The organism is Terracoccus luteus, from assembly GCF_003635045.1.
Taxonomy (GTDB): Bacteria; Actinomycetota; Actinomycetes; order Actinomycetales; family Dermatophilaceae; genus Terracoccus; species Terracoccus luteus.
The window spans coordinates 890,027-909,801 of sequence record NZ_RBXT01000001.1 but is presented as its reverse complement, the minus strand read 5'-3'; the positions used below and the strand labels follow the sequence as shown (position 1 = coordinate 909,801).

At 73.6% G+C, this 19,775-nt stretch carries 17 protein-coding genes; 5 read left to right on the top strand and 12 right to left on the bottom strand.

The annotated features are described in order from the left end of the window. Nucleotides 1-27 precede the first annotated feature (27 nt). The 3 genes from ilvC to DFJ68_RS04185 all read right to left on the bottom strand — a co-directional run bounded on the left by ilvC (nt 28) and on the right by DFJ68_RS04185 (nt 3,779). Nucleotides 28-1,056: a ketol-acid reductoisomerase gene (ilvC, locus tag DFJ68_RS04195; RefSeq protein WP_121031273.1), complete on the bottom strand. Its 1,029-nt coding sequence runs from the start codon at nt 1,054-1,056 to the stop codon at nt 28-30. A gap of 135 nt (nt 1,057-1,191) precedes the next feature. After that, complete coding sequence (gene ilvN, locus DFJ68_RS04190; RefSeq protein ID WP_121031271.1) at nt 1,192-1,704, bottom strand: acetolactate synthase small subunit; 513 nt, start codon at nt 1,702-1,704, stop codon at nt 1,192-1,194. A gap of 2 nt (nt 1,705-1,706) precedes the next feature. Next, nucleotides 1,707-3,779: an acetolactate synthase large subunit gene (locus tag DFJ68_RS04185; RefSeq protein ID WP_245963452.1), complete on the bottom strand. Its 2,073-nt coding sequence runs from the start codon at nt 3,777-3,779 to the stop codon at nt 1,707-1,709. A 406-nt stretch (nt 3,780-4,185) separates the two neighbouring features. Here DFJ68_RS04185 and DFJ68_RS04180 point away from each other — a divergent pair, with 406 nt between their 5' ends. Then, nucleotides 4,186-5,127: a GNAT family N-acetyltransferase gene (locus DFJ68_RS04180; protein ID WP_245963451.1), complete on the top strand. Its 942-nt coding sequence runs from the start codon at nt 4,186-4,188 to the stop codon at nt 5,125-5,127. Nucleotides 5,128-5,131: 4 nt separating this feature from the next. Here the strand turns inward: DFJ68_RS04180 and ilvD are convergent, their stop codons facing one another. From ilvD to DFJ68_RS04160, 4 genes are all read right to left on the bottom strand, one after another. After that, the gene (gene ilvD, locus DFJ68_RS04175; RefSeq protein ID WP_121035067.1) at nt 5,132-6,832 is read right to left on the bottom strand and encodes a dihydroxy-acid dehydratase; all 1,701 of its coding nucleotides are present in this window, start codon (nt 6,830-6,832) and stop codon (nt 5,132-5,134) included. An 82-nt stretch (nt 6,833-6,914) separates the two neighbouring features. After that, nucleotides 6,915-7,439, bottom strand: coding sequence for a SixA phosphatase family protein (locus tag DFJ68_RS04170; RefSeq protein ID WP_121031269.1), 525 nt, complete (start codon nt 7,437-7,439; stop codon nt 6,915-6,917). A 110-nt stretch (nt 7,440-7,549) separates the two neighbouring features. Then, the gene (locus DFJ68_RS04165) at nt 7,550-9,613 is read right to left on the bottom strand and encodes a YhgE/Pip family protein (RefSeq protein ID WP_121031267.1); all 2,064 of its coding nucleotides are present in this window, start codon (nt 9,611-9,613) and stop codon (nt 7,550-7,552) included. Beyond that, nucleotides 9,610-10,308: a hypothetical protein gene (locus DFJ68_RS04160; protein WP_121031265.1), complete on the bottom strand. Its 699-nt coding sequence runs from the start codon at nt 10,306-10,308 to the stop codon at nt 9,610-9,612. The genes DFJ68_RS04165 and DFJ68_RS04160 overlap by 4 nt, the downstream gene beginning before the upstream one ends. Nucleotides 10,309-10,387: 79 nt before the next feature. Between DFJ68_RS04160 and DFJ68_RS04155 the strand changes: the two genes are divergently transcribed. After that, the gene (locus DFJ68_RS04155) at nt 10,388-11,017 is read left to right on the top strand and encodes a TetR/AcrR family transcriptional regulator (RefSeq protein ID WP_121031263.1); all 630 of its coding nucleotides are present in this window, start codon (nt 10,388-10,390) and stop codon (nt 11,015-11,017) included. Between the two features lie 43 nt (nt 11,018-11,060). Here DFJ68_RS04155 and DFJ68_RS04150 read toward each other — a convergent pair whose 3' ends face one another. The 3 genes from DFJ68_RS04150 to DFJ68_RS04140 form a co-directional block, all read right to left on the bottom strand. After that, nucleotides 11,061-11,438: a MoaD/ThiS family protein gene (locus DFJ68_RS04150; RefSeq protein ID WP_245963450.1), complete on the bottom strand. Its 378-nt coding sequence runs from the start codon at nt 11,436-11,438 to the stop codon at nt 11,061-11,063. Beyond that, the gene (locus tag DFJ68_RS04145; protein ID WP_121035065.1) at nt 11,435-12,607 is read right to left on the bottom strand and encodes a beta propeller repeat protein; all 1,173 of its coding nucleotides are present in this window, start codon (nt 12,605-12,607) and stop codon (nt 11,435-11,437) included. The genes DFJ68_RS04150 and DFJ68_RS04145 overlap by 4 nt, the downstream gene beginning before the upstream one ends. An 85-nt stretch (nt 12,608-12,692) precedes the next feature. After that, nucleotides 12,693-13,706, bottom strand: a complete 1,014-nt coding sequence (locus DFJ68_RS04140) for a 2-hydroxyacid dehydrogenase (RefSeq protein WP_121031261.1) — start codon at nt 13,704-13,706, stop codon at nt 12,693-12,695. A 56-nt stretch (nt 13,707-13,762) separates the two neighbouring features. Between DFJ68_RS04140 and DFJ68_RS04135 the strand changes: the two genes are divergently transcribed. The 3 genes from DFJ68_RS04135 (at nt 13,763) to DFJ68_RS04125 (ending at nt 16,584) form a co-directional block, all read left to right on the top strand. Next, nucleotides 13,763-14,443 (top strand): MOSC domain-containing protein, encoded by a 681-nt coding sequence (locus DFJ68_RS04135; RefSeq protein WP_121031259.1) that lies wholly within the window; start codon nt 13,763-13,765, stop codon nt 14,441-14,443. A gap of 116 nt (nt 14,444-14,559) precedes the next feature. Continuing rightward, complete coding sequence (locus tag DFJ68_RS04130) at nt 14,560-15,822, top strand: PQQ-dependent sugar dehydrogenase (protein ID WP_121031257.1); 1,263 nt, start codon at nt 14,560-14,562, stop codon at nt 15,820-15,822. A gap of 90 nt (nt 15,823-15,912) precedes the next feature. Continuing rightward, nucleotides 15,913-16,584 carry a DUF937 domain-containing protein gene (locus tag DFJ68_RS04125; RefSeq protein ID WP_121031255.1) on the top strand — a complete coding sequence of 224 codons (672 nt, stop codon included), beginning with the start codon at nt 15,913-15,915 and terminating at the stop codon, nt 16,582-16,584. 63 nt (nt 16,585-16,647) lie between these two features. Here the strand turns inward: DFJ68_RS04125 and gatB are convergent, their stop codons facing one another. Next, nucleotides 16,648-18,195 carry an Asp-tRNA(Asn)/Glu-tRNA(Gln) amidotransferase subunit GatB gene (gene gatB / locus DFJ68_RS04120; protein ID WP_121031253.1) on the bottom strand — a complete coding sequence of 516 codons (1,548 nt, stop codon included), beginning with the start codon at nt 18,193-18,195 and terminating at the stop codon, nt 16,648-16,650. A 1-nt stretch (nt 18,196) separates the two neighbouring features. Continuing rightward, the gene (gatA, locus tag DFJ68_RS04115; protein WP_420823649.1) at nt 18,197-19,744 is read right to left on the bottom strand and encodes an Asp-tRNA(Asn)/Glu-tRNA(Gln) amidotransferase subunit GatA; all 1,548 of its coding nucleotides are present in this window, start codon (nt 19,742-19,744) and stop codon (nt 18,197-18,199) included. Between the last annotated feature and the right edge of the window lie 31 nt (nt 19,745-19,775).

Here is a 19,775-nt window from a genome sequence, read left to right as displayed (position 1 = left end):
GGCCCGTGGGCCGGGGTCCGCGGGGGGTCAGCGCGCGGCGCTGCCCTCGACGTAGTCGGAGTCGGTCTGCTTGACCCACGCCATGAGACCGCGCAGCTGGCGACCCGTCGCCTCGATGGGGTGCTGGGCACCCTTCTCGCGCAGGGCGGTGAACTCGGGCGCGCCGGCATCCTGGTCGTCGATGAAGCGCTTGGCGAAGGCGCCGTTCTGGATGTCGGTGAGCACCGCCTTCATGTTCTCCTTGACGCGCTCGTCGATGACGCGGGGGCCGGAGACGTAGTCGCCGTACTCCGCCGTGTCGCTGACCGACCAGCGCTGCTTGGCGATGCCGCCCTCGATCATGAGGTCGACGATGAGCTTGAGCTCGTGCAGGCACTCGAAGTAGGCCACCTCGGGCTGGTAGCCCGCCTCGGTGAGCGTCTCGAAGCCGTACATGACGAGCTGGCTCGCGCCGCCGCACAGCACGGCCTGCTCGCCGAAGAGGTCGGTCTCGGTCTCCTCGGTGAACGTCGTGCGGATGCCGCCGGCCCGCAGGCCGCCGATCGCCTTGCCGTAGCTCTTGGCGAGGTCCCACGCGGCGCCGGAGGCGTCCTGCTCGACGGCGAGCAGCACGGGCACCCCTCTGCCGTCGACGAACTCGCGACGGACGATGTGTCCGGGACCCTTCGGGGCGACCATGAGCACGTCCGCGTCGGCCTCGGGCTCGACGTAGCCGTAGCGGATGTTGAACCCGTGCCCGAAGAGCAGCGCCGCGCCCTTCTTGAGGTTGGGGCGGATGTCGTCCGCGTACACCGAGCGCTGCACCTGGTCGGGCGTGAGGATGACGACGAGGTCGGCGCCCTTGACGGCGTCGGCGACCGAGCTGACCGGCAGCCCCTCGGCCTCGGCCTTGGCCCGGCTGCGGCTCCCCTCGGCGAGGCCGATGCGCACGTCGACGCCCGAGTCGCGCAGGTTGAGCGCGTGGGCGTGGCCCTGGCTGCCGTAGCCGATGACGGCGACCTTTCGACCCTGGATGATCGACAGGTCGGCGTCGTCGTCGTAGAACATCTCGGCCATCGTGGCCTTCTCCTTCGGTTGGGGTGCGGCGCGGATGCCGCGGGGCTGGGTTCGGCGGGCCCGTGCAGGACGGGCCGGGTGGGTCCGGACCCGGGGGTGCCGGGTGGCCGGGTGGCCGGGTGCGGACGGGTGGGGTCAGGCGCTGCGGAGGCTGCGGTCGGTGATCGAGCGCGACCCGCGACCGACCGCCACCATGCCCGACTGGACGAGCTCCTTGACCCCGAAGGGGGCGAGCACGTCGAGCAGAGCGCGCAGCTTGTCGGTGTTGCCGGTGGCCTCGATGACGACCGAGTCGGTCGTCACGTCGACGACCTTGGCCTTGAACAGGCTTGCGGTGTCGACGATCTGGCTGCGGCTGACCGCGTCCGACCGCACCTTGACGAGCAGGATCTCGCGCTGGACGGAGTGGGTGGGGTCGAGCTCGACGACCTTGAGCACCTCGATGAGCTTGTTGAGCTGCTTCGTCACCTGCTCGAGCGCGGTGCCCTCGACCTCGACGACGACGGTCATGCGCGAGATGTCGGAGAGCTCGGTGGGCCCCACGGCGAGGGAGTCGATGTTGAAGCCGCGCCGCGAGAACAGGGCCGCCACACGGGCGAGGACGCCGGGCTTGTTCTCGACGAGCACCGACAGGGTGTGCTTGCTCATGGTCAGTCCTCTCGTTCCCAGACGGGCGCCTCGTCGCGGGCGGCCTGGATCATGTCGTTGCTCACGCCGGCGGGCACCATCGGCCACACCATGGCGTCGCGGTGGACGATGAAGTCGATGACGACGGGGCGGTCGTCGATGGCGAGCGCCTGACGGATGACGTCGTCGACCTCCTCGGGCGTCTCGGCCCGCAGACCGACGCACCCGTAGGCGTCGGCGAGCTTGACGAAGTCGGGGACGCGCGAGGCCGTCGGCTGCAGGTCGGTGTTGGAGTAGCGCTCCCCGTAGAAGAGGGTCTGCCACTGGCGGACCATGCCGAGCGAGCTGTTGTTGATGACCGCGACCTTGACCGGGATCTTGTTGATGACGCAGGTGGCGAGCTCCTGGTTGGTCATCTGGAAGCAGCCGTCACCGTCGATGGCCCACACCGTGCGCTCCGGCTCGGCGACCTTGGCGCCCATGGCCGCCGGCACCGAGAACCCCATCGTGCCGAGCCCACCGGAGTTGATCCACGAGTTCGGCCGCTCGTACCGGACGAACTGCGCGGCCCACATCTGGTGCTGGCCGACCCCCGCGACGTAGGTCGCGTCGGGCCCGCTCAGGGCACCGATGCGCTCGATGACGTACTGGGGCGAGAGCGTGCCGTCGGCGCTGTCCGTGTAGCCGAGGGGGAACGACCGCTTCCAGCCGGCCACCCGCTCGCGCCACTCGGCGAAGTCCCATGACGCTGCCGACGCTGCCGACGCGGCCGCCGCGGCCTGCGGCTCGGCGCTCTGCGCCGCCTTCATGTCGGCGGCCACCTGGTCGGTGAGCTCGGTGACCACCTCGAGGACGTCGCCGACGATCGGCACGTCCGCGGTTCGGTTCTTGCTGATCTCCGCCGGGTCGATGTCGGCGTGGATGACCTTGGCGTCGGGCGCGAAGGACGACAGCTGCCCGGTGACGCGGTCGTCGAAGCGGGCGCCGAGGGCGATGATGAGGTCGCTCTTCTGCAGGCCCGTCACCGCCGCGACGGTCCCGTGCATGCCGGGCATGCCGAGGTTCAGCGGCTCACTGTCGGGCACCGTCCCGCGGGCCATGAGGGTCGTGACGACGGGGATCTGCGTCAGCGCGACGAGGCGCCGCAGGGCCTCGCTGGCGTGCCCGCGGACGACGCCACCGCCGACGTAGAGCACCGGGCGCCGGGCCTGGGCCATGAGGCGGGCCGCCTCGCGGATCTGCTTGCCGTGCGGCCGGGTCACCGGCCGGTAGCCCGGGAGGTCGAACACCGGCGGCCAGCTGAAGGTCGTGCTCGCCTGCAGGGCGTCCTTGCTGATGTCGACGAGCACCGGGCCGGGGCGACCGGTGCGGGCGACGTGGAAGGCCTCGGCGATCGCCTGCGGGATGCGGGCGGCATCCGTGACGAGGTAGTTGTGCTTCGTGATCGGCATCGTGATGCCGCGGATGTCGGCCTCCTGGAACGCGTCGGTGCCGATGGCGCCGCTCGCGACCTGGCCGGTGATGGCGACCATCGGCACGGAGTCCATGTAGGCGTCGGCGATCGGGGTGACGAGGTTGGTCGCGCCCGGGCCGGACGTCGCCATGCAGACGCCGACCTTGCCGGTCGCCGACGCGTACCCCTCCGCCGCGTGGCCCGCGCCCTGCTCGTGGCGCACGAGGATGTGGCGCACCTTCTTCGAGTCGAGCATGGGGTCGTAGGCGGGCAGGATCGCCCCGCCGGGGATGCCGAAGACGACCTCGCAGCCCACGGCCTCGAGCGCAAGCACGAGCGACTGCGCACCCGTCACGCCCTCACGGACGTCGACGCCGGCATCCGTGCCGTGGGTGCTGTGGCTGCTGCTCGTGCGGCTCGTGCTCCTCGGGGTGGCCGAGGAGGACGCCGACCGGCCCGACGTGCCGGACGAGCCGGCAGTGCCGGACGAGCCGACGGTGCCGGACGGGGTGGCGAGACCGTCGGCGCTCGTCCCGGTGTGGGCGGCGCCCGCCGTGTGAGCCCCTCCCGGCGCGCCCGGCCGCGGCCGGGCCACGGAGGCCACGTCCGCCGGCGATGGGGCCTGCTTCGTCGTGTCGCTCACGGTCTCTTCCTTCGCTGCTCGGGGCTCGGTGGTGCTTCCTCGACCGTCTCCGGCCACAAAAAAACCCTCCTGCCCCGTGAGGGACGGAAGGGAGCGCGCTGACCGGTCGTGCTGGTCAGTCGCGCTGGTGAAGTACGAGGAGGCGGGCCACGTCCCTACCGTCCTACGGGGTCGCCGGGGTGTCAATCAGCCGTCTCATGAGTCTCACTCACTGATACCGGAGTCTCACTCTGTGTCCGACGCTCGGCGGTCGGCGATCGGTGACGGCCCACCCCCGCCGTCCACCGCGCCCCTGGGAGGGAAACCCGGTTGAGGCGCCGACCGCGCGCCAGGACACTGACGACCTGTGAGCAGCCACCCGACCCCGTCCCCCATCGCCGGCGCCCCTGCGTCCGCCACGGACGACGTGACCGCACCCCTCGCCGCGGCGATGGCGGGCCTCGGCCTCGTCGTCCGGCCCCTCACCACGGCCGACTCCGCGGCGGTCTTCGAGCTCATGGCGCAGGACGAGCGCGACGTGCTCGGCGAGGCGGAGATCGAGGAGGCCGACCTCGTGGGCGACTGGCAGCGACCCAGCTTCGACCTGGGCACCCAGAGCATCGGGGTCCTCACCCCGGGGCCGGACCCCCGGCTGGTCGGCTATGCCGAGGTGTACGAGGGCCGGTGGGGCGCCGCCACCGTCGCCGTCGCCCACCGCGGCCGCGGCATCGGCACGGCGCTCGCCACCTGGATGCAGGCCGTCAGCCGTCGCGACGGACGCGGCCTTGTCGGCATGCCCGTGCCGGCGGGTTCACCGGGCGACCGGCTGCTCGAAGCCCTCGGGTACGCGGTGGCGTGGACCTCGTGGGTGCTCGCCCTCCCGCCCGGCGAGCAGGTGCAGCCGCAGCCGCTGCCCACCGGGTACGCGGTCCGCACGGCCGAGCCGGACGAGTACCGCGCGGTGCACGACGTCATCGAGGACGCCTTCCTCGAGTGGTCCGTCCGCGAGCGCGAGCGGTTCGAGGACTTCGCCGCCTCCACCGTCCGGCGTCCCGGCTTCGAGCCGTGGCACCTGCGCGTGGTGACCGACGAGACCTTGACGCCCGTCGGGGCCTGCCTGCTGCAGCTGGCGGCCGAGGGCACCGTGGGCTACGTCGCGCGCCTCGCGGTGCGGCTCGACCGTCGCGGCCGGGGCCTGGCCCGGGCACTGCTCGTCGACGCCTTCGCGCTGGCCCGTGAGCACGGGGCCGAGCGGTCCGAGCTGTCGACCGACTCGCGCACGGGCGCCCTGGGCCTCTACGAGCGGGTCGGCATGGTCGTCACGTCGACGTGGGTGCACCGCGTGCGCGACACCGGCCCCCGCGCCTGACCGGTCAGTCGCAGACGGCCCCGCGGCTCGCCGAACCGACGAGCTTGCGGTACTTGGCGAGCACGCCGCGCGTGTACTTCGGCTCGGGGTGGGTGACCCCCTCGTCACGACGGCGCTGCATCTCCGCGTCGTCGACGAGCAGGTCGAGCCGACCGTTCGCGACGTCGAGCCGGATGCCGTCGCCGTCGCGCACGAACGCGATCGGCCCGTCGTCGACGGCCTCGGGGGCGACGTGACCGACGCACAGGCCCGTCGTGCCGCCCGAGAAGCGGCCGTCGGTGAGCAGGAGGACGTCCTTGCCGAGGCCGGCGCCCTTGATGGCCCCGGTGACGGCGAGCATCTCGCGCATGCCGGGCCCGCCCTTCGGGCCCTCGTAGCGGATGACGACGACGTCGCGCGGGGCGAGGGCGCCCTGCTCGACCGCGTCCATGGCGGCGCGCTCGCCGTCGAAGACGCGGGCGGTGCCCTCGAAGACCGAGTCGTCGAACCCGGCCGACTTCACGACCGCACCCTCCGGTGCCAGCGAGCCCTTGAGGATGGTGAGGCCGCCGGAGGCGTGGATGGGCTCGCTCATGGCCCGCATGACCTTGCCGTCGAGGTCGGGGGGCGCGATGTCGGCGAGGTTCTCGGCCATCGTGCGGCCGGTGACGGTCAGGCAGTCGCCGTGCAGCAGGCCCGCGTCGAGCAGGGCCCGCATGACGACGGGCACCCCGCCGACGCGGTCTATGTCGGTCATCACGTAGCTGCCGAAGGGCTTGACGTCGGCGAGGTGCGGGACCTTGGCCCCGATGCGGGCGAAGTCGTCGATGGTGAGGTCGACCTCGGCCTCGTGGGCGATGGCGAGCAGGTGGAGCACGGCGTTCGTCGACCCACCGAAGGCCATGACGACGGCGATGGCGTTCTCGAACGCCTCCTTCGTCATGATGTCGCGGGCGCGGATCCCCTTGCGCAGCAGCTCGACCACGGCCTCACCCGACTTGCGGGCGAAGGTGTCGCGGCGACGGTCGGTGGCGGGCGGCGCGGCCGAGCCGGGCAGCGACATGCCGATGGCCTCGGCCACCGAGGCCATCGTGTTGGCGGTGTACATGCCGCCGCAGGCGCCCTCACCGGGGCAGATGGCGCGCTCGATGGCGTCGACGTCCGCGCGCGACATGCGGCCGGCCGCGCAGGCGCCGACGGCCTCGAAGGCGTCGATGATCGTCACCGTCTTCTCGGTGCCGTCGCTGAGCTTGGCGATGCCGGGCAGGATCGAGCCGGCGTAGAGGAAGACCGAGCTGAGGTTGAGCCGCGCGGCCGCCATGAGCATGCCCGGCAGCGACTTGTCGCACCCGGCGAGCAGCACCGACCCGTCGAGCCGCTCGGCGTTCATGACCGTCTCGACGGAGTCGGCGATGACCTCGCGGCTGACGAGGCTGAAGTGCATGCCCTCGTGGCCCATCGAGATGCCGTCGGACACCGAGATGGTGCCGAACTCGAGCGGGTAGCCGCCGCCGGCGTGGACGCCGTCCTTGACCGCCTTCGCCAGCCGGTCGAGCGAGAGGTTGCACGGCGTGATCTCGTTCCACGAGCTCGCCACGCCGACCTGCGGCTTGGCGAAGTCGTCGTCACCCATGCCGACCGCCCGGAGCATCCCCCGCGCGGCGGTCTTCTCGAGACCGTCCGTGACGTCGCGGCTGCGGGGCTTGATGTCGGGCGTCTGCGTCATGCCGAGCAGCATAGAACCGTGTCCGCACCGTGGACACCGCATCTCACGCCCGGCAGTGTCACGCTCGGCGGGCGGGCGGGTCTCAGCCCCGCGCGAGGTGGAAGCGACGCAGGTGGCACGTCCCCGCGTCGAGGTCGGCCCACTCCCCCGCGTAGTCGAGCACCGCCACGCCGGCCGTCTCGAAACCGCGCGACAGCGCGTCGTGCGCCTCGGTCGACCCGGCGCCGTCGCACAGCCGGCTGGTCAGCTCGGCCATCGTCGGGTTGTGCCCGACGACCATGACGGATGCCGTGTCGCCGCCGTCCTCGCGGAGCGTCTCGAGCACCTGCTCGGTGCTGCCGAGATAGACGCTGCGGCGGTACTCGACGAACTCGGCGTGGGCGCCCCCGGAGCACGCCTGCTCCCACGTCTGGCGGGTGCGGACGGCCGTCGAGCAGATGACGAGGTCGGGCACGAGCCCCTGGTCGGCCAGCCATCGGCCCGCCGCGTGGGCGTCGCGACGGCCCCGGGGGGCGAGGGCGCGGTCGTGGTCGGGCAAGCCAACACCCTCCTCCGCCTTGGCGTGACGCATGAGGACCAACGACTTCTCCCGGGCCGCACTGCTCATGCGCCCGATGCTACCCAGCCACCCGGCATCCGCCCTCGGTCGGAGCGGGACGGATGCCGGGTGGCCGGACGGGCGTCGTGGGCCCGGTCTGCGCGGCGGGCGCGCGACGCTCAGAGGACGAGCTCGGGGTGCACCCGCGCGGCGGTCCACACCCGCGCGCGGCGCGCGGCGACGCTCGACAGGGCCAGCGCGGCGACGAGGAACGCGGCGAGCACGCCGAGGTCGAGCAGCACCGGGCCGAGGTCGGCGCCGTAGAGCAGGCGCCGCAGACCGTCGACCGCGTAGCTCATCGGCGCGACGTGGTGCACCCACTGCAGCGGTTCGGGCAGGGTCTGCCACGGGAACGTGCCGCCCGCGCTGACGAGCTGCACGACCATGAGGACGAGGCCGAGGAACTTGCCGATGGCCCCGAGCCGCGCGGCGAGCGCGTGCAGCACGGCCACGAAGGTCATCGACACCGCGAGGAGGAACAGCATCGTGAGCACGGGGTGCGCGACGTGGATGCGCAGCCCCACCGCGACGACGAGGTAGAGGACGACCGCCTGCACCGCGCCGACGGCGACCGGTGCGAGCCAGCCGCCCAGGGCCGTTCGCACCGAGCGCTGGCTCGTGGCGAGGGCGCGCGGCGAGAGCGGCCGGACGACGAGGAAGAGGACGTAGGCGCCGATCCACAGCGCGAGGCTGAGGAACAGCGGCGCGAGACCGGCGCCGTAGCTGCCGGCGCTCGACATCGAGCTCGTGTCGACCGTGACCGGGCTGCCGATCGTCTGCGCCACGGCGCGACGCTGGGCGTCGGTCGGGTCGGGCACCTCGTCACGGCCCTGCGTGAGCGACGTCGCCAGGGTGCCGGCGCCCTTGCCCAGCTCGGCGACACCCGACTGCAGGCGTCGGGCCCCCGACGTGAGGTCGGTGCTGCCGGTGACGGCCGTGCCTGCACCGGCGGCGAGGCGGTCGGCACCGGTGCCGAGGGTGCGCAGCCCGGTCTCCAGGGAGGCGGCGCCGTCGCGCAGACGCGTGGCCCCGGTGGCCGCGCCGTCGACACCGGACACGAGGGCGGGGGTCGAGCGGGCCAGCGTCCGTGCTCCGGTCGCGACCTCGTCGGCACCCGTCGAGAGGGCGGTCAGCTGCCTCGACGCGGTCTGGATGCGGCCGTCGGCACGCCCGACGGTGGCGTCGACGCGGTCGAGCCGGGTCGTCACGAGGGCGAGCTGCTCGTCGGTGAGCCCGGCCGTGCGCAGGTCGGCCAGGAGGGCGCTGCGCTGCTCGGCGAGGTCGCCGCGCAGGGTGGTGCTGACGCCGGCGACCTCGAGGCCGGCGGCGGCGACGGTGCGGTTGCCGGCCGCCACCTGCTCGGCGCCGTCGGCGAGCCGGTCGGTCTGCGCGGGCAGCGCGGCGGTCTTGGACGACAGGGTGCGCAGGCCGGTGCGCAGCTGCGAGGCGCCGGTGTGGAGGCGGTCGGCGCCAGCGACCGCGTCGTCGGCGCCGGCGGCGAGACGGGTGGCGCCGTCGCGCAGGTCGGTGAGCCCGGTCGTGAGTCGCTGCGAGCCGGTCACGAGGCTCGCGGCGCCCTTCGACGCGTCGGTCGCGCCGGCGCGCAGCCGGCCCGCGCCGTCGGCGGCCTTGCCGAGCTCGTCGTGCACCTGGCTCAGGCCGACGAGCAGCTGGCTGGCGGCGGTGCTGCTCACCTGAGAGGCGACGGAGGTGGTGACCTCCTTGACGACGGTGTTGCCCATGACCGAGGCGAGGTAGTTGTTGGCGTCGTTGGTCTCGAGGGTCATCGACGCGCGACGGGGGTGGAAGTCACCGGACGAGGCGAGGTCGGAGGAGAAGGTGCGCGGCAGCACGAGGGCGAAGGAGTACCGCCCCTGCTCGACGCCGTCGAGCGCCTCCTGTCGTGAGACCCGGTGCCAGTCGAAGGAGTGCGAGCGCACGAGGTCGTCGGCGACGCGGTCGCCCACCCGCAGCCTCTCGCCGGTGCTGAGGGTGGTGCCGACGTCGTCGGTGGCGACGGCGGCGGGCACGTTCGGCAGCTGCCCGTACGGGTCGTGGTTGGCCCAGAGGTACAGGCCGCCGTACAGGGTCGGCACGATGGTGAGGGCCACGACCGCGAGCGCCGCGAGACGGTTGGCGGTCAGCCGACGCAGCTCGGCGACGGCGAGGCGGAACGGGTTCACGCGGGCACTCCCTGGAGCTCGTGGTCGGTGGTGCTCGAGCCGGCCGGCGGCACATGCGCGCCGGGGGCGACGAGCCGGGGGGCCAGCTGGGCGGCCGTGGCCGGCGTGCACAGCACGACGACCGTCAGGCCGCGGCCGGCGAGGGCCGAGGCGGTGCGCCACCACGGGTCGGGGTCGCCCCCGTGCCGGTCGGGACCGGTCAGGACGAGCACCCCGCCGTTCGGGTGCCGGCTGCCCAGCTCGAGCAGCAGGCTGGTGCGGGTGCCGGCGGGGAGCGAGTCCCACCGTCCGCGCGAGCGGTCGGTGAGGTCGTGCTCGGCGAGGAACCGCGCGACGTCACGCCTGGACGACGGCTGCTCGGCGAGGGCCAGCTCCTCCGCGACGACGTGGGCGACCGCGAGCGCCTCCTCCGGCGCCGTGACGTCGGGCACGTCGACGAGTCGGGTGCGCGACTGCAGCACGTCGCGACCGGCGCGGCCCCCGATGGTGACGGTGCCGGTGGCCGGCTCGATGCGGCCCCCCAGCACCAATGCGGCGGCCACCTGGGCGTCCCCGGGGTCGACGGCCACCAGGGTCACGGCCCCGGAGGGGGCCTGCACGTCGAGCCCCTCGACGAACGGCTCGTGGGTCCCTCGGACCGTGACCCCCCGGGCCACGACCGCCCGGCGGTCCTGTGTCGCGTGCTGCTCCGGCATCGTCTCTCCTTGTGTCGTTTCGATACAAGTGTGCATCCGATACAGGTCCGTATTCAATTCGCGGATGTATCCTGCGGGTATGCCGTCTGTCACACCCTCACCCCGACGCTCCGCCACCCGTGAGCGCGTGCTGACGGCCGCGAGCGAGGTCTTCGCCGAGAAGGGCTTCGGCGGGGCCAGCGTCGAGGACATCTGCGAACGGGCCGGCTTCAGCCGTGGCGCCTTCTACTCGAACTTCGCGTCGAAGGACGAGCTCGTGCTCGGGCTGTCCCGGCAGCACGCCGAGGCGACGGTGGCCCGCATCCGCACCGCGGCGTCACGCCCGGACAGCACCCCCGACGACGTCATCCGCGACGTGTTCGCCGCCCTCAGCGACGACGCCCGGCGCAACGACCGGTGGCTCGTGCTCACGACGGAGTTCACGCTCCACGCCATCCGCAACCGCGGGGCCCGCCGGGCCTGGGTGTCGCGCCAGCGCGAGATCCGCTCCGCCCTCGTCGAGGTCGTCGACGAGGCGGTCGCCTCCCGTGGCCTCACCCTGCCGATGCCGACGGAGGTGTTCGTGCGCGCCGCCATGGCCCTGGCCAACGGCTCGGCGACGCAGCGGCTCGTCGAGCCGGGGGCGCTCGAGCAGGGCGAGCTCGAGCGCACCGTGCTGCCCGTCCTGCTCGCGGGCGGCGGCGGGCACGGTCACGGCACCGGGGCGTGACGCGTCCCGGTGTCGTGACCGTGCCTTGAGTACGAGTGGTCCCTCAGCCGCCGCTCACGGCGTTGACGATGTGCACCCTCGCCCCGCTCGGGACCGGGGTGTCGACCCCCTGCCCCCGGGTGGCGTCCTCACCGTTGACGAACACCTTGACGTGGCGGCGGATCTCGCCGCGTTCGTCGCGCACCTTGCCGTCGAGCACCCGGTGCGCGGCGAAGGCGCGGTCGAGCAGGTCGGCCACGCTCTGCGAGGCCGAGGGAGAGTCGACCTCGATCTCGGCCCGGCCGTCGGCGAGGTCGCGCAGCATCCCGGGCAGCACGACGCGGACCGGGGCGAACGGCGTCCGGCCGGCCGCGGGTGCGGCCTCGCGGACGACCCCCGGGACGACCTCGGGGGCGGCTTCGGCGGAGGCTTCGGCGCTCACGCGCCCTCCCCCGGCCGGGCACCCGCGGGAGCGGCGACGGGCACCCGCGCCGCTCGCACCACGAGGACGTCGGGAAGCTGGGTGGCGATGCGGGTGAAGCTCTCCCCCTCGTCGGTCGAGGCGAAGACGTCGCCGTTGCGCGTCCCGAGGTAGATGCCGACCGCCTCCGGAGAGCCGTCGGGGCCCACGTCACCCGGACCACCGACGTCGTCGGTGCACGCGGCGTCGCGCAGGACGCACGTGTAGCTGTCCGACGGCAGCCCGTCGGACTGCTCGCGCCAGGTGCGCCCCGAGTCGTCGGACCGCTGCACCTGCAGGCGGGCGTCCGGGGGGATGCGCTCGCCGTCGTCGGTGACGGGCACGTTCCACACCGTGCCGGGCCGCGACGGGTGGGCGAGCACGGCGAAGCCGAAGTCGGTGGGCAGTCCGTCGGCGATGGAGTCCCACGACCGGCCGCTGTCGCCGGAGCGGTAGACGCCCTTGTGGTTCTGGGCGTACAGCTCGCCGTCGGCCCCGCGGGCGACCTTGTGCACGCACTGGCCGAACTCGGGGTACTCGTCGTGGGGCATGAAGTAGGCCCGGATGCCGGTGTTGCTCGCCGCCCACGTGGCACCGCCGTCGTCGCTGCGGTAGACCCCGCCCGCGCTCATCGCGACGAGCAGGTGCTCGGGGTGGCCCGGCTCGGGCACGATCGTGTGCACGGCGCCGCCGCCGAAGCCGGGCTCCCACCGGTCGCGGTGCGGGTGCTCCCACAGCCCGCGGACGAGGTCGTAGCGCGTGCCGCCGTCGTCGCTGCGGAACAGGGCGTGCGGCTCGACCCCGGCCCAGACGACGTCGGGGTCGTTGGGGTCCGGCGTCAACTGCCACACCCGCTCGAGGGCGGTGTCGGTGTCGGCCGGGAAGGCGAGCGCGCGCTCGGCGCTCTCGGTGAAGGTGCGGCCCCCGTCGGTGCTCACCTGCACGGTCGGGCCCCAGTGCCACGACTTCACGCCGGCGAGCACGGTGCGCCGCCCGGCGCGGGTGTCGAGGGCCACCGAGGCCACCTCGCTCATGAGGAAGTGCGGGCCCTCGAGCGACCACTCGCGGCGGTCGCGGCTGCGGGCCATCCACAGCCCCTTGCGCGTGCCGATGGCCACGACGGTCTCGGTCGCCACGGGGTCGCCCGTCATCGTCGCAGCGGGCGCGTCCTCGATGTTCACAGTGTCCACTCAGGCAGTCTGCCCGTCGGCGGGCCCGCCCACAAGACCCCCGGGACTACCCTCCGACGACGACGTTGAGCGGCTGCCGCCCGTCACGCAGCGCGGCCGCCTGTCGCCGCACCAGCTCGAGCGCCCGGGGACGCATCGCCGTGGTGGCCCCACCGACGTGGGGAGTGAGCAGCACGCCGGGGGTGCTCCACAACGGGTGGTCGGCGGGAAGCGGCTCGGGGTCCGTCACGTCGAGGGCCGCACGCAGGCGACCGCTCGCGCACTCGGCCACGAGGTCGTCGGTGACGACGACCCCGCCGCGGGCGACGTTGACGACGAGGGCGTCGTCGGGCAGCCGGGCCAGCAGACCGGCATCCACGAGGCCCCGCGTCGCGTCGGTGAGGGGCACGATGACGATGACGACGTCCGCCTGCGCGGCGAGCCCGGGCAGCTCGTCGATGCCGTGCACCGTCTCGACGAGCTCGTCGCCGTCACGGGCGCGCGAGGCGACGACGGTGACCTCGACCTCGAAGGGCAGCAGGCGGCGCACGATGGCCCGACCGATCCGGCCGTAGCCGAGCACGAGCACGCGGCGGTCGGCGAGCGACGGGCCGGTCGTCAGCTCGGGCCAGTGAGCTCGGTCCTGGTCGCGCACGTGCTGCGGCAGCGCCCGCTGCGAGGCGAGGGTGAGGGTGAGGGCGAGCTCGGCGGTGCTCGCGTCGTGCACGCCGGCCGCGTTGGCGAGCAGCACGCCTTCGGGGACGTCGTCGGCGTAGTGCTCGTACCCGGCGCTCTGCAGCTGCAGCACCCGTACCGACGGCATCCGCGGCAGCGCGTCGGGCAGCGACACGCGGTTCATGTAGGGCACCACCGCGAGATGCACGTCGGCCGCCCGCGGGTGGTCACCGACGAGGTCCCACTCGACGACCTCGACGCCGTCGAGGTCGTCGAGGTCGGTCAGGTCGTCGACGTAGCTCGGGTCGGGCACCGAGAGCACGAGGGGTCGGATGCCGTCGGGCCCGGCGGGCGCGCCCCCTCCCGCGCGGTCGGGCTGGCCGTCGGACGCGGTGTCGGCGCTCATGCAGGCACCGTAAACCGGTGGCGCCGCCGCCCGGTCCGCGGGCTAGGCTCGCCCGCGTGACTGCTGCCGCCCGCGTCCTCTCCGTGAACGTCGGCCGCCCGCGGCCCAACCCGCACAAGCGACTGCGCGAGACCGGCATCCACAAGGAGCCGGTCGAGGCCCTCGACGTGCGCGACCCCGGCCCCAAGCGGGGTGGCCTCGGCAGCGGCGTCGTCGGCGACACGATCGGCGACACCCGTCACCACGGCGGGGTCACGCAGGCCGTGTACGCCTACGCGGCCGAGGACCTGCGCTGGTGGGGCGAGCAGCTCGGGCGCGACCTGCCGGCGGGCCTGTTCGGCGAGAACCTCACGACGGAGGGGCTCGACCTCACCCACGCCCTCGTAGGCGAGACGTGGCGGCTGACCTCGGAGGGCTCGGACGAGGTCGTGCTGCGAGTCGAGGCGCCCCGCATCCCCTGCGCCACCTTCGCCGGCGTCATGCAGGAGCGCGGCTGGGTCAAGCGCTTCACCGCGGAGGGGCGCACCGGCGCGTACCTCTCGGTGGTCCGGGCGGGGACGATCGGCAGCGGCGCCGCGGTCGATGTCTCACGGCCGGGTCACGACGTCGACCTGCTCACCGTCTTCCGCGGGCTCACCGGCGACCTCGACGCCGCCCGCCGGGTCGTCGAGGCGAAGGTGCTGCACCCGAGCGAGCACGCCGACCTCGAGCGCGTCGTCGGGGCGCGGACCGACTGAGCCGCGTCGGCGACGAGCGGCATCCGGGCGACGGGTCCAGGCAACGTTACGGACACGGTCGTCGCCGCAGCCGATCCTCACCGGCTCCGCGCGCGCCGGCCGGGAAAGAATGGGTCATGACCCCGACCCGACGCCCCCTGCGCCGCGCCCTCGTCGCCCTCGCGCTCCTGCCGCTCGCCCTCGGCGCCTGCTCGTCGACCTCCGGCCCCGACGTGGCCGGGGCGGGACCGAGCGCGACGGGCTCGCCTGTCACGTCTTCGGCGACGGCGCCGACCGCAGCAGGGTCGTCGGCGCCCTCGTCGGGTGCCACCGGCACGACGACTACCTCCGAAAGCGCGGGTGCCGGCGGTGGCGCGGGGGCCACCACGACGGCATCCGCGAGCCCGTCGGGGGCGCCGACCCCGGCGGCGGTGACGGCTCCGACCGACGTGCTCACCGGGCTGGTGCAGCCGTGGTCGGTGGCCGTGCTTCCCGACGGGTCCGCGCTCGTCAGCGAGCGCAACGACGGCCGCGTGCACCGGGTGCCGGCCCCCGGCAGCGGTGGCCGGGCGACCGTCGTCGGCACCCTGCCGATCACCCGCACCGCCGGTGAGGGCGGCCTGCTCGGGCTGGCCGTGGGGCCCGACTTCGCCACCGACCCGGTCGTGTACGCGTACTACTCGACTCAGGACGACAACCGCATCGCCAGGGTGCCGCTGGCGGACGACCGGCTCGGTGAGCCCGAGGTCGTCTTCGACGGCATCCCCAACGGCCGCAACCACAACGGCGGACGCATCGCCTTCGGGCCCGACGGCTACCTCTACGTCGGTACGGGAGAGGCCGGCGACACCTCGCTGTCGCAGAACCTCGACTCGCTCGGCGGCAAGATCCTGCGGATCACGAAGGACGGCGAGCCGGCTCCGGGCAACCCGTTCGGCGGCTCACCCGTGTGGTCGTACGGGCACCGCAACGTGCAGGGGCTGGCCTGGGACAGCCGGAAACGCCTGTGGGCCAGCGAGTTCGGGGCCAACACGTACGACGAGCTCAACCTCATCGAGCCCGGCGGCAACTACGGCTGGCCCCAGGTCGAGGGCCGCGCCGGCGACGACAGCTACGTCGACCCCGTCGCGCAGTGGCCCACCGCGGAGATGTCCCCGAGCGGCATCGCGATCGGCCCCGACGGCGCCGTCTACATGGCCGCCCTGCGCGGCGAGTCGGTGTGGCGGGTCCCGGTGGACGCCGACGGCGCGGCCGGGACGCCGCAGCGCCTGCTCGAGGGCGACTACGGGCGGGTGCGCGACATCCACTTCGTGGGCGGCGGTACGGCGTGGATCGTCACCGGCAACGGTGACGGCGACCGTGTCGTCGCGCTCCCGGCGGCCTCGGTCGGCGTCGCCTGAGCCGGTCGCCGGCCCGGGCGGCCCGGGGGTGTGCGTCGTTAGGGTGGGGACGAGGCCGCGGCACCGGGCTGCGCCGATGAGGAGACGACGATGTCAGACTTCGACGAGATCCTGCGACAGGTCCCCGTGAGCCAGCTGGCGAGCCAGTGGGGTGTCGACGAGTCGCAGGTGCGCGACGGCGTCCAGAACGCGCTGCCCGCCCTGCTCGGCGGCCTGCAGGCCAACGCCCAGGACCCCCAGGGCGCCGACTCGCTCGTGTCGGCGCTCGGGCAGCACACGACCCCGGTGTCCAGCCTCGACGACATCGACGAGGGCGAGGGCCAGAAGATCGTCGGCAACATCTTCGGCGACAACCGCGAGCAGGTCGTCAACCAGCTCGGCGGTCTCGGCGGCGCCTCGGGCGGCATGATGGCCAAGCTGCTGCCGATCCTCGCGCCCATCGTCATGTCGTGGCTGGCCAAGAAGATGAGCGGCCAGGGCGGTCTGGGCGGCATGCTCGGCGGGGCGACGGGCGGCGAGGACGTCTCGACCCGCAACAGCCAGCCCGACAGCGGCGCCCTCTTCCCCGGCGGGCAGGGGGCCTCGAGCGACACGACCCGCTCGCCCGGTGACGCGGGCGCGTCGTCGGGCGGCGCAGCCGGGTCGCTGCAGGACATCCTCGGCTCGGTGCTCGGCGGCCGCTCGTCGTCCGGCTCCGGCGGCGGCTCCGGCGACCTGCTCGGTGGGCTGCTCGGCGGCCTCCTCGGCGGCGGCAAGCGCTGACCGCCTGAGCCGCCGACAGGCCAGTTGCCGACGTGGGAACGTCGGCAACTGGCCTTCCGACGGTTACTGGAGCTTGGCGAGGATGAGCTCCCGGGCCCGGCCGGCGTCGGCCTGGCCCTTCATCTGCTTCATCACCTGACCGATGAGCGCGCCGGCGGCCTGCACCTTGCCGTCGCGGATCTTGGCGGCGACGTCGGGGTTGGCGGCGATGACGGCGTCGACCGCGGCCTCGAGCGCGCCGTCGTCGGACACGAGCTGCAGCCCCCGCGCGTCGGCGACGGCCGTCGGGTCGCCCTCACCGTCGAGCACCCCGTCGAGCACCTGGCGGGCCATCGAGTCGTTGAGGCGCTTCGAGGTGACGAGCGACTCGAGCTCGGCGACCCGTGCGGGCGTCAGCCCCACGGCATCCGCGTACTCCGTGAGGCGCTGGCCGGCCGCGTTGGCGCGCCGCGACGGCTCACCCAGCCACCACTTGCGAGCCGCGCCGGCCGAGGCACCCTCGGCGACGGTGGCCTCGATGAGCTCGACTGCACCGGCGTTCTGCACGTCGCGCATCTCAAGATCGCTGTAGCCCCAAGCCTGCTGGAGCCGCTTGCGCCGCTCGCCGGGGGGCTCGGGCAGGGTCGTGCGCAGCGCGTCGACCCACTCGCGCGCGGGCGCGACGGGGACGAGGTCGGGCTCGGGGAAGTAGCGGTAGTCCTCGGCGTCCGACTTGACCCGGCCCGAGGTGGTGATGCCGGTGTCCTCGTGCCAGTGGCGCGTCTCCTGCAGGATGCTGCCGCCGCCGTTGAGCACGGCGGCGTGGCGCGAGATCTCGTAGCGCACGGCCCGCTCGACCGAGCGCAGCGAGTTGACGTTCTTCGTCTCGGTGCGGGTGCCGAGGGGGACGGCCAGCTGCTCGGCGCTCGTGGGCTCCCCGACCCGCGGACGCAGCGAGACGTTGGCGTCGCAGCGCATCGAGCCCTGCTCCATCTTGACGTCGCTGACGTCGAGGGCGCGCAGCAGCTCGCGCAGCGCGGCGACGTAGGCCTTGGCCACCTCCGGGGCCCGCTCCCCCGCGCCCGTCATCGGCTTGGTGACGATCTCGATGAGCGGGATGCCGGCCCGGTTGTAGTCGACGAGCGAGTGGTCGGCGCCGTGGATGCGGCCCGTCGCGCCGCCGATGTGCAGCGACTTGCCGGTGTCCTCCTCCATGTGCGCGCGCTCGATCTCGACGCGGTAGACCGTGCCGTCGTCGAGCTCGACGTCGAGGTGGCCCTCGAACGCGATGGGCTCGTCGTACTGCGACGTCTGGAAGTTCTTCGGCATGTCGGGGTAGAAGTAGTTCTTGCGCGCGAAGCGGCACCACTCGGCGATCTCGCAGTTGAGGGCGAGGCCGATGCGCACGGCCGACTCGACCGCCTTCTCGTTGACGACCGGCAGGGCGCCGGGCAGACCGAGGCACACGGGGCACACCTGCGAGTTGGGCTCCGCGCCGAACTCCGTCGGGCAGCCGCAGAACATCTTCGTCGCCGTGTGCAGCTCGACGTGCACCTCGAGACCCATGACCGGGTCGAAGGTGGCCACGGCCTCGTCGTAGTCCACGACGGCATCCGTCGTCAGCGTGCTCATGTCAGGCTCCCGTCGTGCCGGAGGTGGAGGTGGCCGCGCCCAGCGCGGGCGCGCGGTCGAGGATCGGCCCGCCCCATCGGTCGAGCAGGGCGGCCTCGAGGGCGGCGCCCACCGAGTAGAGCCGCTCGTCCTTCATCGCGGGCGCGAGGATCTGGATGCCGGCGGGCAGGCCGTCCTCGTCGGCGAGACCGGACGGCACCGACATGCCCGGCACGCCGGCGAGGTTCGCGGGGATGGTCGCGATGTCGTTGAGGTACATGGCGAGCGGGTCGTCGAGCTTGTCGCCGAGGCGGAAGGCCGTCGTCGGCGCGGTCGGGCTGACGAGCACGTCGGCCTGCTCGTACGCGGCGTCGAAGTCACGGGCGATCAGGGCGCGCACCTTCTGGGCCGAGCCGTAGTAGGCGTCGTAGTAGCCCGAGCTGAGGGCGTAGGTGCCGAGGATGATGCGGCGCTTGACCTCCGGTCCGAAGCCGGCGTCGCGCGTGGCGGCCATGACCTGCTCGGCGCTCGGCGCCTGCACGCCCTCGGGGCGCACCCGCAGGCCGTAGCGCATGGCGTCGAACTTCGCGAGGTTGCTGCTCGCCTCGCTCGGGAGGATGAGGTAGTACGCCGCGAGGGCGTACTCGAAGTTCGGGCAGCTCACCTCGACGACCTCGGCGCCGAGCTGCTCGAGCAGCGCGACCGACTCGTCGAAGCGGGCGCGGACCCCGGGCTGGTACCCCTCGCCGCCGAGCTCCTTGACGACCCCGATGCGCATGCCGCGCACGTCGGCCGCGCGGGCCGCCTCGACGACCGGGGGCACCGGGGCGTCGATCGAGGTCGAGTCCATCGGGTCGTGACCGGCCATGACCGCGTGCAGCAGGGCGGTGTCGAGCACGGTGCGGCCGCACGGGCCGGCCTGGTCCAGCGAGCTGGCGAGGGCGACGAGCCCGTAGCGCGAGACGCCGCCGTACGTCGGCTTCGTGCCGACCGTCGCGGTCACGGCAGCCGGCTGGCGGATCGAGCCGCCGGTGTCGGTGCCCGTCGCGAGCGGGGCCTGGAACGAGGCGAGCACCGAGCTCGAGCCACCGCCCGAGCCGCCGGGGATGCGCTCGAGGTCCCACGGGTTGTGCGACGGACCGTAGGCCGAGTGCTCGGTCGAGCTGCCCATGGCGAACTCGTCCATGTTCGTCTTGCCGAGCAGCGGCAGACCGCCCTCGCGCAGGCGCGTCACGACGGTCGCGTCGTAGGGCGGCACCCAGCCCTCGAGCATGCGGCTGCCGCACGTCGTCGGCATCCCCTTCGTCGTCATGACGTCCTTGACGGCGATCGGCACGCCCGCCAGCGCCCCGAGCGACTCGCCGGCCGCGCGCCGCTCGTCGACGGTGCGCGCCTGGGCGAGCGCGCCCTCGCCGTCGACGTGCAGGTACGAGTGCACCTGGCCGTCGACCTGCGCGATGCGGTCGAGGTGCGCCTGCGTCACCTCGACCGACGAGAGCGCGCCTCGGGCGAGCGCGTCGGCGAGGTCGGCCGCGGTGGCGCGGGTGAGGTCGGAGGGCAGGTCTGTCACGTCGGTCGCCTTCGGTGGTGAGGGGTCGGAT